14 protein-coding genes and 1 tRNA gene are annotated in these 13,012 nt (G+C 65.4%); 6 read left to right on the forward strand and 9 right to left on the reverse strand.

From position 1 onward, the window contains the following. The first annotated feature begins 47 nt into the window (after nucleotides 1–47). Together M5C96_RS19485 and M5C96_RS19490 are read left to right on the forward strand one after the other, a co-directional pair. Nucleotides 48–1,514: an SPOR domain-containing protein gene (locus tag M5C96_RS19485; RefSeq protein WP_272564815.1), complete on the forward strand. Its 1,467-nt coding sequence runs from the start codon at nucleotides 48–50 to the stop codon at nucleotides 1,512–1,514. A gap of 126 nt (nucleotides 1,515–1,640) precedes the next feature. After that, nucleotides 1,641–1,973: an I78 family peptidase inhibitor gene (locus M5C96_RS19490; protein ID WP_272564816.1), complete on the forward strand. Its 333-nt coding sequence runs from the start codon at nucleotides 1,641–1,643 to the stop codon at nucleotides 1,971–1,973. 60 nt (nucleotides 1,974–2,033) lie between these two features. On the opposite strand, the gene hemW is transcribed toward M5C96_RS19490, so the two are convergent. The 5 genes from hemW to M5C96_RS19515 form a co-directional block, all read right to left on the reverse strand. After that, nucleotides 2,034–3,290, reverse strand: coding sequence for a radical SAM family heme chaperone HemW (hemW, locus tag M5C96_RS19495; protein WP_272564817.1), 1,257 nt, complete (start codon nucleotides 3,288–3,290; stop codon nucleotides 2,034–2,036). 30 nt (nucleotides 3,291–3,320) lie between these two features. Beyond that, nucleotides 3,321–3,920, reverse strand: a complete 600-nt coding sequence (rdgB, locus tag M5C96_RS19500; RefSeq protein WP_272564818.1) for an RdgB/HAM1 family non-canonical purine NTP pyrophosphatase — start codon at nucleotides 3,918–3,920, stop codon at nucleotides 3,321–3,323. 124 nt (nucleotides 3,921–4,044) lie between these two features. Next, on the reverse strand, nucleotides 4,045–4,776 hold the full coding sequence (gene rph / locus M5C96_RS19505; protein ID WP_272564819.1) for a ribonuclease PH: 732 nt from the start codon (nucleotides 4,774–4,776) through the stop codon (nucleotides 4,045–4,047). A gap of 97 nt (nucleotides 4,777–4,873) precedes the next feature. Further along, on the reverse strand, nucleotides 4,874–5,776 hold the full coding sequence (locus M5C96_RS19510) for a PP2C family protein-serine/threonine phosphatase (RefSeq protein WP_272564820.1): 903 nt from the start codon (nucleotides 5,774–5,776) through the stop codon (nucleotides 4,874–4,876). Continuing rightward, nucleotides 5,773–6,789 (reverse strand): serine/threonine protein kinase, encoded by a 1,017-nt coding sequence (locus M5C96_RS19515; RefSeq protein WP_272548837.1) that lies wholly within the window; start codon nucleotides 6,787–6,789, stop codon nucleotides 5,773–5,775. Before M5C96_RS19515 ends, M5C96_RS19510 begins: the two co-directional genes overlap by 4 nt. A gap of 90 nt (nucleotides 6,790–6,879) precedes the next feature. On the opposite strand from M5C96_RS19515, the gene M5C96_RS19520 reads away from it, so the two are divergent. The 4 genes from M5C96_RS19520 to M5C96_RS19535 all read left to right on the forward strand — a co-directional run bounded on the left by M5C96_RS19520 (nucleotide 6,880) and on the right by M5C96_RS19535 (nucleotide 11,022). Next, complete coding sequence (locus M5C96_RS19520) at nucleotides 6,880–7,773, forward strand: YicC/YloC family endoribonuclease (RefSeq protein ID WP_272569785.1); 894 nt, start codon at nucleotides 6,880–6,882, stop codon at nucleotides 7,771–7,773. Nucleotides 7,774–7,813: 40 nt separating this feature from the next. After that, complete coding sequence (gene gmk / locus M5C96_RS19525; protein WP_272564821.1) at nucleotides 7,814–8,434, forward strand: guanylate kinase; 621 nt, start codon at nucleotides 7,814–7,816, stop codon at nucleotides 8,432–8,434. 18 nt (nucleotides 8,435–8,452) lie between these two features. Further along, the gene (gene rpoZ / locus M5C96_RS19530) at nucleotides 8,453–8,656 is read left to right on the forward strand and encodes a DNA-directed RNA polymerase subunit omega (RefSeq protein ID WP_272564822.1); all 204 of its coding nucleotides are present in this window, start codon (nucleotides 8,453–8,455) and stop codon (nucleotides 8,654–8,656) included. Nucleotides 8,657–8,751: 95 nt separating this feature from the next. After that, the gene (locus M5C96_RS19535; protein WP_272564823.1) at nucleotides 8,752–11,022 is read left to right on the forward strand and encodes a RelA/SpoT family protein; all 2,271 of its coding nucleotides are present in this window, start codon (nucleotides 8,752–8,754) and stop codon (nucleotides 11,020–11,022) included. Between the two features lie 18 nt (nucleotides 11,023–11,040). On the opposite strand, the gene greB is transcribed toward M5C96_RS19535, so the two are convergent. The 4 genes from greB to M5C96_RS19555 all read right to left on the reverse strand — a co-directional run bounded on the left by greB (nucleotide 11,041) and on the right by M5C96_RS19555 (nucleotide 13,010). Continuing rightward, a complete protein-coding gene (gene greB, locus M5C96_RS19540) occupies nucleotides 11,041–11,598 on the reverse strand; it encodes a transcription elongation factor GreB (protein WP_272564824.1) in 558 nt (185 codons plus the stop codon). Between the two features lie 79 nt (nucleotides 11,599–11,677). Further along, nucleotides 11,678–11,754 (reverse strand) — tRNA-Arg (locus tag M5C96_RS19545). A gap of 512 nt (nucleotides 11,755–12,266) precedes the next feature. Then, on the reverse strand, nucleotides 12,267–12,422 hold the full coding sequence (locus tag M5C96_RS19550; RefSeq protein WP_272564825.1) for a hypothetical protein: 156 nt from the start codon (nucleotides 12,420–12,422) through the stop codon (nucleotides 12,267–12,269). A 6-nt stretch (nucleotides 12,423–12,428) separates the two neighbouring features. After that, a complete protein-coding gene (locus M5C96_RS19555) occupies nucleotides 12,429–13,010 on the reverse strand; it encodes a plasmid pRiA4b ORF-3 family protein (protein WP_272563684.1) in 582 nt (193 codons plus the stop codon). Nucleotides 13,011–13,012 lie beyond the last annotated feature (2 nt).

Raw genomic sequence — 13,012 nt, forward strand, 5'->3', positions numbered from 1 at the left:
CACTCCCCCAGCGCCCCACACGGCGGGGTGCGTGCCAGAATCTCGCCATGCTTGCCCACACGGCTTATTCGGCCCATGCCGCCCTCGTTCCCCGCCGCTCCGACGACACCACGATGGGAACGCTCTACCGCGCCGCGATCGGCCCGGTCAATGCCGACTACTACCTGCCCGCCTTCGAGCGGCTCGACACCGCGGGCCGCCCGCTGCCGCGCTGGAACTGGGCCGCGGCCCTGTGCACGCTGAACTGGCTGGTGTTCCGCCAGCTCTGGGGGGCCGCCCTCGTCTATGTGGCGGCCCTCGAAGGCGTGGCGTTGCTGGTGTTCGCGCTGGGCCAGTACGTGGTGCAGTGGCCGCTGCCGGTGCTGTCGGGCGTGCTGCTCGCTCTCCTGCTGGCCGCCACGGTGGTGCCCGGGCTCTACGGCGACGCCATCTTCCACGCAGAGGTGCGCAAGCGCATCACCAAGGCGCTATCGGCCTCGGCCACCTTGCCCCAGGCGGGCGAATGGCTCGCCCGCCGCGCAGCGACCCGGCGCCGGCTGGGGTGGATCGCCGCGGCCAACGTGGCGCTGGCGATGGCCGCGCTGGCGCTGTACCTGCTGCTGCCTGCCGGGGCTTCTTTGGCAGGCCCTGCCACCGGCAGCCCCCCTGCGGCAGCACCCATGCCCGCCGCATCGGCCGTGCCAGCGACCGCCATCGGGGTGGCACCTGCCGCCAGGCCAGCGGCATCGAACAGGGACAGCGGTGCCGTGCAGGCCGAAGCGCCGGCCACCGCCCCGCTCCCTGGCCCCGCTCCCACCGCCCCCCCCGCAGCCGGGACCAGTGCGCCCGCCGCGCCCGTCCCTGCGGCTTCGCTGCCGGCGAAAGCACCAGCCCCGCAAGCCACTCCGCGCGCGCCAGCGGCCTCCTCCGCAGCGGCCCCGTCCATAGCGGCTCCGGCATCCGCCGTCGCCTCCCAGGTCTCGGCAGAACCCACGCGGGCCACGGTGCTCAGCGCGTCCTCCCCCGTGCAGTCGCCCGCCGCCCGGCCCGCTCCATCCGCGGCCTCCGTCCCGACCGCCATGCCAGCGCAGGCGACAGCCGCGTCAGCACCAGCGTCGGCCCTGGCCACGGCGGCCTCGAAAGCCGCACCCGCCAGCCGTGCGGCTGCCGAACCGACCAGACCGCGCGCCTCCGCGCCCAAGCCCGCCGCGGCTCGGACGGCGACGGCCTCGGACAAAACCTCCACCCCAGCTGCGAGTGCATCCAGCGCGACCGCCGCGCCCGACCGGCGCCTGTACATCAACGTCGGCCTCTTTGCCGAACCCGCCAATGCGCGCCGCGCCCATGCCCGGCTGCGGGAGGCTGGCCTGCCGGCCACGTCGCAGCCCGTCACCACCTCGGGCGGGCAGAAGCTGCTGCGCGTGCGGGTGGGGCCGTTCGCCTCCGCGTCGCAAGCCAACGCGGCGGCGGCCAAGGTGCGCGACCTGGGCCTGGATGCTTCCGCGGCGGCGCTCCCTGCGCCGGCGCGGAATTGACCCTTCGGCCCCCCTGGCCGCGGGGACGCCACGGGGACCGCTGCCGCGTTACCACTAGTGACCCTGCCGCCAGCACCCTGCGCTAAGGTGTGCTCCTTTCATTCACCAACGACATCGCTTTCCAACATGTCCCAACGCTCCCTGACGGCCCTCGCCCTCACCGCCGCCGCCCTGCTGGCCGCCGGCTGCTCCACCAACGCCCCCTGGGGCAGCGCCACGCCAGGCACCACCAGCAGCACGGGCGCGCCCGTGGGCGGCATCTGCAGCGGCCCGCCCGCACAGGTGGTGGTGGGCCAGAACAGCACGGCCAAGGTGGTGGAATACGCCCGGGTGCGCTCCGGCGCGCAGATGGCCCGCGTACTGCGCCCCGACCAGATCGTGACCAAGGAATTCGACGCCACCCGCCTGAACCTACAGGTGGACGCCAACGGCCGCATCGTCGCGGCGCGCTGCGGCTGACGACCTGAACCCGGTGGGCTCGGCCGGTGGTGGCGGTCCAGGCGCCGGAGCGCTCGCCCGTCAGTCGGCCAGAAAGAGCGCCTGCAGGTCGCTCAGGAAATCGAAGCCCCGCTCGGTCGGGCGCACGCGCGCCATGTCGCGCTCGATCAGGCCCTTGCGCTCGGCCTCGTCCAGCGCCTTGGCAATCGCGGTCAACGGCAGGCCCGTGCGCGCCATGAAGTCCTGCAGCGCAAACCCCTCGCGCAGGCGCAACGCGTTGAGCATGTATTCGAACGGCAGGTCCGCCCGGCGCACCTCGTCGTCCTGCGCCACCGCATGGCCTGCCAGCGCGTGGTCCATGTACCGTCCGGGGTCCCGAAAGCGCACCTGCCGCACCACGCGGTGCGCGAAGCTGATCTTGCTGTGCGCGCCCGCGCCGATGCCCAGGTAGTCGCCGAACTGCCAGTAGTTGGTGTTGTGGAAGCAGCCGTGGCCCTCGCGTGCATAGGCCGAGATTTCATAGCGCTGCAGCCCGGCCTGCGCCGTCATCTCGGTGATGCGGTCCAGCATGGCGTAGGCCTGGTCGTCCTCGGGCACCACGGGCGGGAACTTGGCGAACACCGTGTTGGGCTCGATGGTCAGGTGGTAGATCGAAATGTGCGGCGGCCCCAGCGCCAGCGCGGTGCGCATGTCCTGCTCCAGATCGGCGAGCGTCTGGCCCGGCAGGGCGTACATGATGTCGAGGTTGAAGGTCTCGAACGATTGCGCAGCCTCTTCCACCGCGGCCATGGCCTGGGCACCGTCGTGCACCCGCCCCAGCGCCTTCAGGAAACGGTCGTCGAAGCTCTGCACGCCGATCGACAGCCGCGTCACCCCGGCCGCGCGGTACGCCCGGAAGCGGTCCTTCTCGAACGTGCCGGGATTGGCCTCCATCGTGATCTCGCAGTCCGCCTCCAGGCGCAGCCGCGCGCGCAGGCCGCCGATCAACTGGTCGATGGCGGCGGGCGAGAACAGGCTGGGCGTGCCACCGCCGATGAAGATGCTGTGCACCGTCCGGCCCCAGATCAGCGGCAGCGCCGCCTCCAGGTCGGCCATCAAGGCGTCCAGGTAGCGCTGCTCGGGCAAGGCCTGCGCACCGCCACCCTCGCGGTACTCATGCGAGTTGAAATCGCAGTAGGGGCATTTTTTCAGGCACCAGGGCAGGTGCACGTACAGCGACAGCGGCGGCAGGCTGCCCAGCTGCAGCACGCCGGGCCGCATGGAGTGCTGCACGTCGCGCACGGGCGCCGGCGCGGCCTCCGCCGAGGACTCGGGAACGATGGGAATGGAAAGGGACACGGCCAGGAATCTCCGAAAGGCGCGAGCGCCTCAGAACCAGCGCTCGCGCATCAGCGCCAGCATCTGCTGCGCCGAACGGCCCCGGTGGCTATGGGCGTTCTTCACCTCCGTCGGCAGCTCGGCGAAGGTCTTGCCGAACTCGGGCACGACCATGATCGGATCGAACCCGAAGCCCTGGCTGCCACGCGGCTCGCGCGCGATCTCGCCCACGACCCGGCCCACGGCGATGAGCGGCTCCGGGTCCTCGGGCGTGCGCACCGCCACGAGGGTGCTCACCATCGCCGCGCGGCGCTGGTCGATGCCTTGCATCTGCTCCAGCAGCGCGCGCACGTTGTTCGCGTCGCCCTTGTCGTAGCCGAATCGGGTCGCGTAATAGGCCGTGTCCACGCCCGGCAATCCGTCGAAGGCATCGACGCACAGGCCGGCGTCATCGGCCAGCGCCGGCAGTCCGGTGTGCTGGGCGGCAAAGCGTGCCTTGGCCAGCGCGTTCTCCACGAAGGTCCGAAAGGGCTCGGCCGCCTCGCCGACGCCCAGGTCCGCCTGGCGCACGAGCACCACGCCGAGCGGCGCCAGCAGCGTCTGCAGTTCGGCCAGCTTGCCCTGGTTGTTGGATGCGAGTACGAGTTTCATGGTCAAAATGGCTTCCAGCGCATATTCATCTAGGGCATACCGCTACAAATTCAATAGCAAATGCGATTTCCATCGGTGCAAAGGGGGAGCCGGCCAGGCACAGCCAAGGCCGCATTCGCTATCGCTATCCGTTGCGCAGCGCCTGCTGCTGCAGCGCCACCAGTTCGGCCACGCCCTTTTCGGCCAGCGACAGCAGGCGGTCCATCTCCTGGCGGGTGAACGCCACGCCTTCGGCCGTGCCCTGCACCTCCACGAAGTGGCCGGCGCCGGTCATCACCACGTTCATGTCGGTGTCGCAGGCCACGTCTTCCACGTACTCCAGATCGAGCAGCGGCGTGCCTTCCACGATGCCGACCGAAATGGCCGCCAGCGGGGCCGTGATCGGCGATTCGGCCAGCTTGCCGCGCGCGATCAGATGGGCCACCGCATCCTGCGCCGCGACCCAGGCACCCGTGATGGCCGCCGTGCGCGTGCCGCCATCGGCCTGGATCACGTCGCAGTCGAGCTGCAGGGTGCGCTCGCCCAGGCGCTGGAGATCGAACACGGCCCGCAGGCTGCGGCCGATCAGGCGCTGGATCTCCTGCGTGCGGCCATTCTGCTTGCCGCGGGCCGCCTCACGGTCGCTGCGGGTGTGGGTGGACCGGGGCAGCATGCCGTACTCGGCCGTCACCCAGCCCTCGCCGCTGCCGCGCTTGTGGGGCGGCACGCGCTCTTCCACCGACGCGGTGCACAGCACCTTGGTGTTGCCGAACTCGATGAGCACCGAGCCTTCGGCGTGCATGGTGTAGCGGCGGGTGATGCGCACCGGGCGCAACTGGTCGGCGGCACGGCCGCCCGGACGGGTGAAAGAGGTCATGGAATGGGGTCCGGTAGAAAACGAAAACAGGGCGGCGAAAACGAAACGGTCATCCGGCAGGCACTGCGTCCGGCCGAGCGCCGGGCGGAGCGAGCGTTCAGGCCTTGCGGGCCGCCGAGCGGCGGATGGCCTCGTTGATCTCGGCGATGGAACGTTCGATGGCCTCGTCGTCCAGGTCGTCGTCCACCATATCGAGTGGACCGGCCTGGATCGTGGAGGAAAACCCGTCGTCGCTGATGCTGTCGGTCGAAATGCCCTGGGTGGATTCGAACGCGTCCGGCGTCTCCCACTCCAGCGCCACCACGGTCACGTTGTCGCTGGTGTCGCCGGCCTTGCGCAGTGCGTCTTCGACCATGTCGGGCACCGACTGCGAGACCGGCAGGCGGCTCAGCTGGCGGGCGATGGTCTCGTCGTCCAGCGTGCCCCACAGGCCGTCGGAGCACAGCAGGATGCGGTCGCCCTGCTCCAGGGCCACCGGGCCGGTGATGTCGTAGATGGGCTTGGTCGGCGATCCCAGGCAGGTGAACAGCACATTGCGGTTCACCCGTTCGATGCCCTGCAGCGGCATGTTGCGCAGTTCCAGGTACGAGTGGTCGCGCGTGCGCGTGAACAGCTCGCCCCCGCGCACCATGTACAGGCGCGAGTCGCCGCAGTGGATCCAGCTGGCGGACCCTTCCTGCACCACCGCCACGACCAGCGTGGTGCGGGGCGTGTCCAGCATGCCGCGGTCGGCCGCGTAGCGAAGGATCTGGTGGTGTGCGGCCAGCAGCGCGTCGGCCAGAAATCCGTGTACGTCTTCCAGCGTGGGCTTGGCGTGGCGCTGGAACGCGGCGGACACCGTCTGCAGCGCCAGTTGCGCCGCCACTTCGCCCTCCGGGTGGCCGCCCATGCCGTCCGCCAGCACGAACAGGCTGGACTCCCGCGTGTAGCAGTAGCCCATGCGGTCTTCATTGGTTTCGCGGCCACCACGACGGCTGACCTGGAAGACGGAGAATTTCATTTCGGCTTCGCCCCCATTCGCGTGGCCTCGCCCACCTTCTGCACATTCTTCTTGGTATCGGACACCAGCGTATCAAGCTGCAGGCGCATCTTCTCGCCCACGGACAGCTTGGTGTAGCGCCGCTCGCCCTCGCGGCTCAGTTCCTTTTGCAAGGCGAACACCGACTGGGGCCGCGACAGCGGGTCGAGCGCCATGCACCATTCGACCACCTCGATCAGGTTGTCGGAGTAAACGCCGCGCAGCTTGGTCAGCGCCAGCGACAGGCGGTCCTTGTCGGAGCGCTGCGGCGCCTCGTTGGGCGGGAATCCCTGCATGCAGGCGTAGATGCAGGCGCCGATCGCGTAGATGTCGGTCCAGGGGCCCATCGACGAATCGCGGCGGTACATCTCGGGCGCCGCGAAGCCGGGCGTGTACATCGGGCGGATGAAGTTGCCCTCCTTCGAAAGCACCTCGCGCGCCGCGCCGAAGTCGATCATCACCGCCTTGTTGTCGTCGGTGATGAAGATGTTGGCCGGCTTGATATCGAGGTGCAGCATCTTGTGCTGGTGCACGATGCGCAGGCCGCGCAGCACCTCGTCGAACAGCGAGCGGATCGTGGACTCGCGGAACACCTTCTGCGTCTTGAGGTCGCGCGCGGTGATGATGAAGTCCTGCAGGGTGGCCCCTTCCAGGTAGTTCATCACCATGTAGACGGTTTCGTTTTCCCGAAAGAAATTGAGCACGCTCACCACCGAGGCGTGCGAGATCTGCGCCAGGGCCCGGCCTTCCTCGAAGAAACTCTTGAGGCCCAGGCGGTACAGCGACAGCTTTTCGGGAGGCACTTTGGGCAGCAACTCGCCCGGGCCGCGGGTGGCCAGGGAAGACGGCAGATATTCCTTGATGGCGACCTGCTGGCCGTCGGGATCGATGGCCAGATACACCACGCCGAAGCCGCCGGAGGAGAGCCGGCGCACCACGCGGTAGCCACCAATCGTGGTGTCGGGCGGCAGGGGGGCCGGCTTGATTTTTGACATATTTTGCGAAGAAACCTCGGGCACGAATCGGAACCCGGATAATCGCCGGATCGCAAGCAACCACCGAAAAGTCCAATGGCAGTTTACAGCATGACCGGATACGCCAGCGCACAGCAAAGTGCATCCGCGGGAGGGGGCGAAACCGATGGCCGCACCCGCCGCCTGGGGCTGGAGATCCGGTCCGTCAACAGCCGTTTCCTGGATCTGTCGTTCCGCCTGCCCGACGAGTTGCGCGCCCAGGAGCCGGTGCTGCGCAGCCTGCTCACCGCCCGCCTCAAGCGGGGCAAGGTCGAAGTCCGCGCCTCCATCGAGAACGAAGACACCACCACCCTGCCCGACCCGGCGCCCCGCCTGCTGCAGCGGCTGAACTCCGCGCAGGACGCCGTTCGTGCCTGGCTGCCCGACGCGGCCCCCTTGAGCGTCGCCGACGCCCTGCGCCTGTGCGCGAATGCCGGCTCCGCCCAGGACGACTGGAGCGATGCCGTCCCCGCCCTGGCCCAAAAAGCACTGAAAGACCTCGTCCAAGCCCGGGAACGCGAAGGCAAGCGCCTGTCGGCCATGCTGCAGGACCGGCTCGAACAACTGCGTGCCCTGGCCCACCAGGCCACGCCGCTGGTTCCCAAGCTGGTGGAGCAGCAGCGCCAGCGTTTCATGGAACGCTGGAAGGAGGCCATGGCCCTGGCCGACAACGCCACGCTGCCCGAAGCCGCCCAGGACCGCGCCCTGACCGAGGCCACCGCCTTCGCCATCCGCATCGACGTCGCGGAAGAGATCACCCGGCTGGATTCGCACCTGGACGAGATCGAGCGCCTGCTCAAGAAAGGCGGCGAAGTGGGCAAACGCCTGGACTTTCTCATCCAGGAACTGCACCGCGAAGCCAACACGCTCGGCTCCAAGTCCGCCGCGATGGAACTCACGCGCATCAGCGTGGACATGAAGGTCCTGATCGAGCAGATGCGCGAGCAGGTCCAGAACATCGAGTGAGTGATAATCCTTTTTTGATAGCAGCCAGCACCTATCCCGCATGGACTACCCTGGAAATCTATTCGTAGTGGCAGCGCCCAGCGGCGCGGGCAAATCGAGCCTGGTCAAGGCTTTGCTGGAGCTGGACTCCCATGTGCAGCCTTCGGTCTCGCACACCACCCGGGCACCGCGTGGGCAGGAAAAGCACGGCCGCGAATACTTCTTCACCTCGGAGCAGGAATTCGACGCCATGGTCGCCTCCGACGGCTTCGTGGAGTGGGCCCACGTGCACGGCCGCCGCTATGGCACATCCCGCAAGGCCATCGAGGAGCGCATCGCGCAAGGCGCCGATGTGGTCCTGGAAATCGACTTCCAGGGCGCGATCCAGGTCAAACAGGCCTTTGCGAATGCCGTCCTCATCTTCATTCTCCCCCCCAGTTGGGAAGAACTGAGATCCCGCCTGGAACGCCGCGGGGAAGACGCTCCGGACGTGATCGAGATCCGGCTGAAGAATGCCGCCCAGGAAATGGAACAGGCATACAAATTCGACTTCGTTATAATCAACGAACTCTTTGAGCGTGCGCTTTTCGACCTGAAAACCATCGTCCACGCTCAGCGGCTGAAGTATGCGGCGCAACGCCGTGCACGGGCCGACACGTTCGAATCCCTCAATATCACCTGATCCTTCTGGAGAAGACGCATGGCCCGCATTACCGTTGAAGACTGTCTCGAGCACATCCCCAACCGCTTTCAACTCGTGCTGGCAGCCACGTACCGCGCACGCATGCTGAGCCAAGGCCATGCCCCAAAGATCGAAAGCCGCAACAAACCTGCGGTGACCGCCTTGCGCGAAATCGCCGAAGGCAAGGTCGGTCTGGAGATGCTGAAAAAGGTTCCGGGCTGACGCGCCCAGGTCTGCTGCTGCAGCCCAATAGCACCGCTTTGCGGTGCTTTTTTTGGCCAAAAACCCCGATCTCCCCAGCAAGCTACATTAAAGGGATGAATGCGGTCTTGAATAAACCATCTGCCCAAGACCCGCGCCCCGGCGAAAGCGGGGCGGCGGGCGGCACGTCCGCAGCAGCCGCCAACGCAGCAGCGGCCAGTTTTGCGGCCCTCACCGAGAACCTCGGCTACCTCGACGCAGCCAGCATCGAACAGGTGAGGCAGGCCTACCGCTTTGCCGACGAAGCCCACCTGGGGCAGTTGCGCAACAGCGGCGAGCCCTACATCACCCACCCCATCGCAGTGGCAGCCCAGTGCGCCACCTGGAAGCTGGATGGCCAGGCGCTGATGGCGGCACTGCTGCACGACGCCATGGAAGATTGCGGCGTCACCAAGTCCGATCTCATCGATCGCTTTGGCCTGCCGGTGGCCGAATTGGTGGATGGCCTCACCAAGCTCGACAAGCTGCAGTTCAACACCCGCGAAGAGAACCAGGCCGAGTCCTTCCGCAAGATGCTGTTGGCAATGGCCCGCGATGTACGGGTCATTCTGATCAAGCTGGCCGACCGCACGCACAACATGCGCACGCTCTCGGACATGCCGCGCAGCAAATGGGGCCGCATTTCTTCCGAAACCCTCGAGATCTATGCCCCCATCGCCCACCGGCTTGGGCTGAACCAGACCTACCGGGAGCTGCAGGATCTGTCATTCCGGCATCTCCATCCCTGGCGCTACGCGACCCTGTCCAAGGCGGTGAACAAATCGCGCAACCGCCGGCGCGATATCGTGCAGCGGGTTCAAACCGAGGTCGACACCGCGTTTTCGAAGTTGGGCATGAAAGCCCGCCTCGCAGGCCGCGAGAAAACGCTCTATGCCATCTACCAGAAGATGGACACCAAGCACCTGAGCTTTGCCCAGGTGACCGACATCTACGGCTTTCGCGTGATCGTGCCGACCGTGGTCGATTGCTACACGGCATTGGGCGTGCTGCATCAGATGTACAAGCCTGTTCCTGGGCGATTCAAGGACCACATTGCCATCGCCAAGCTCAACGGCTACCAGTCGCTGCACACCACCTTGGTTGGACCTTCCGGAGTCAACATCGAATTTCAGATGCGCACCGAGGAAATGCACGTGGTGGCGGAAGCCGGCGTGGCCGCCCATTGGTTGTACAAAGCACAGGACGCCGACGGATCGGCCGCGGAGCGCCTTGGCACCAAGTGGCTCCAGTCGCTGCTCGACATTCAGAACGAAACGCGGGATGCCGCGGAGTTCTGGGACCATGTGAAGGTGGACCTGTTCCCCGATGCGGTCTATGTCTTCACCCCAAAGAGCCAGATCATGGCACTGCCACGGGGCGCCACGGTGGTCGATTTCGCCTATGCCATCCACAGCAATGTGGGTGACCGCACCACGGCCGCCAAGATCAACAACGAGCAGGTCCCCCTGCGGACCGAACTCAAGAACGGCGATGTGGTGGAGATCATCACGGCGCCGGTGTCCACGCCCAATCCCGCCTGGCTGGGCTTCGTGCGCACGGGCCGCGCACGCTCGAAGATTCGCCACTACCTCAAAACGCTGGCACATACCGAATCAGCGGGACTGGGCGAAAAGCTTTTGACCCAGGCCCTGAGGGCCGAGGGGCTGGAACGCCTGCCGACCGAGTCGGAGAACCAGGCACTGTGGGACAAGCTGCTCCGCTTCACAGGCAATCGAACACGCAATGAACTCATGACCGACATCGGTCTGGGCAAACGCATTGCGGGCATCGTGGCGAAACGCCTCATGGTGCTGATGACGGAACATGGACACCGACCCGATGCCCTGTTGCTGACCCGTGAAAGGTATTCATCCCACGAAACCCTGTCGCAAGGTGGCGTGACTTTGGACGGCAGCGAAAACGCATCCGTTCAGTACGCGAACTGCTGCCGGCCTGTGCCAGGAGACCCCATCGTCGGCTACCTGGGGCGCGGTGAAGGGCTGGTGGTTCATAACGCCCAATGCAGCGCGGCAAAAAAGCTTCAGCACAAGGACAGCGAACGTTTTATCGCCGTGGACTGGGCCGATGAGCCAACGCGCATGTTCGAAACCGGGATCGTCGTGACCGTGGCCAACGGCAAGGGCGTCCTGGCACGTATCGCCGCCGAACTGGCGAGCTCCGAAGCGGACATCGTTCACGTCGACATGGACGATGAAGCCGCCATGGACACAACCGATTTGCGTTTTGTCATCGCCGCACGAGACCAGTCACACGTCGAGGCCTCCTTGCGCAATTTGCGCCGAACGCCCGCAGTGCTTCGCGCTTTCCGCGTGCTGCCGCAGGGGTAAGGCCGGCACACTAGCCCCCTATGCCACCGGTTGGGGATAGCGGACGTGCAAAACCTCCAGCGTCCGTGTGCCACCAGGCGTGGCCAACTGAACCTGATCCCCTTCGCGGGCCTTCAGTAAGGCCCGAGCCACCGGCGACACCCAACTCACTTGTGCCAGGCCCATCTCGACTTCATCGATTCCCAGGATCGTGATGGTGCGCTCGACGCCTTCATCGTCCGCATAGTGGACCGTGGCACCAAAGAACACTTGATCACTTCCGGCGTGAATGGCGGGATCGACCACCTCGGCAATTTCGAGTCGTTTGGTCAGGAACCGAATCCTGCGATCAATTTCGCGCAGGCGTTTCTTGCCATACAAGTAGTCCCCGTTCTCCGAACGGTCCCCATTGCTTGCAGCCCAATGAACCACTTCAACGATCTTGGGCCGCTCGTTGTCGATGAGATCCAGCAGTTCATCGCGCAGCCTGGCGTAGCCGGAAGGGGTGATGTAGTTCTTGCTACCCGCAGGAAGCGGTGCAGGGGAAAAATCTTCGTCATCGGACTGATCCGATTCTTTGGTGAATGCCTTGCTCATGGGTGCATTTTGATGCAGAGAGCATTCGAATCCCCAACGGAAAAAGCCCTAGAACATCACTGTTCTAGGGCTTACCGTTTGGTGCGGCTGGCAGGAATCGAACCCACGACCCCTTGGTTCGTAGCCAAGTACTCTATCCAGCTGAGCTACAGCCGCTAAGCTTTGAATTATAGCATCTTTTCAACGCCGTCATCCATTTCTTGTTTTGATTTTTACGCGAACTATGTGAGGAATTTCGCAATCAAGCAAGACTTAAATTCTAACCCATCTTTTGAAGCTGCTTGGCTTCTTTTGCAGAAAACGCAGGCATCTCAACTCTCATGTGCGCGCAATGCGCCTGAACAGGCAAGCGAGGAATTGCCATGAACAGCAATCAAGCCCGTTGAACTGGTAGGGCGTGAGGGACTTGAACCCGCGACCAAAGGATTATGAGGCCAGAACCCCTGGACTTGCTCGGATTCAGTCGGACCTCAAGCTCGCTAAGTTGTTGATTTTATTGAACTCATCGTCCAGCGACATCCGGCGAAATCCATGGTGTCCGGGGCGCCACTGGCTGCAAACTGGCAACGGATAGACGCTATCCGGAGGCGCAATTTAGGTAGTTTGATGACCTTTCCCTTGGTAAGCGCCGTCTCAGCCCCCCTCTTGACGCGGGATCGACGGAAGAACTACAGCAGGTCGCTCTCACCGTCGCGACGCACGAGCATGGCCAGGCAGTTGCTGCCATCGGCGGCCGTGGCGACGCACTCGTGCGGTGGCAGCGCACCGATCGTGATGTCGCCGCCGTCCTCGATCAGGGCCTTGATGTAGTTCGTCCGAGACATCGTCGCTCAGACCTTGATCGCGGCGAGCCGGTCGTTGATCTCGATGCTGTCGAAGGCCAACGGGTCCCAGGTATCGGCACCGATCCATTCGACCAGGTTGTCGTGCTCGGGATCGTCAGGGTTCGCCATGGCCCGCACGAACTCCGCATAGCCCGGTGCGCCTCCGCAATCCTCCGGCGGCGTTGCACAGGCACCGCCGGCACAGAACGGGAGCACGAACTGCGGCATCGGTGCGATCTTCTTCTCGACCTTGATGCGGTGGTCCCAGTAGTCCCCGAAGTCGTAGACGTAGCTCAGCGTCGACCGGTTCAGGGCAGTGGTCAGTCGCGTGCTTTCGCTGGTGATCGAGCCAGGCTCGTCGTGCATCGGGTCTGGCGTGCCATAGCGCTCGCCGTCGCCAGCGATGAACTCGTGCAGATGCGAGTGGCCCCAGCCGAAGGCAGCCTGGACCACAAGATGCAGCTTGGCCAGGGTGATCGTCTCTGGCACCAGGACGCGGCGCCAGACCTTGGGCTTGGTGCCGCGCAATTCAATGTGCAGTTGCAGGATCGCCGCTGGTGCCTTGATCCGTTGGACCTTGCTCGCCATGC

The organism is Acidovorax sp. GBBC 1281 (assembly GCF_028473645.1).
Lineage (GTDB): Bacteria > Pseudomonadota > Gammaproteobacteria > Burkholderiales > Burkholderiaceae_C > Paracidovorax.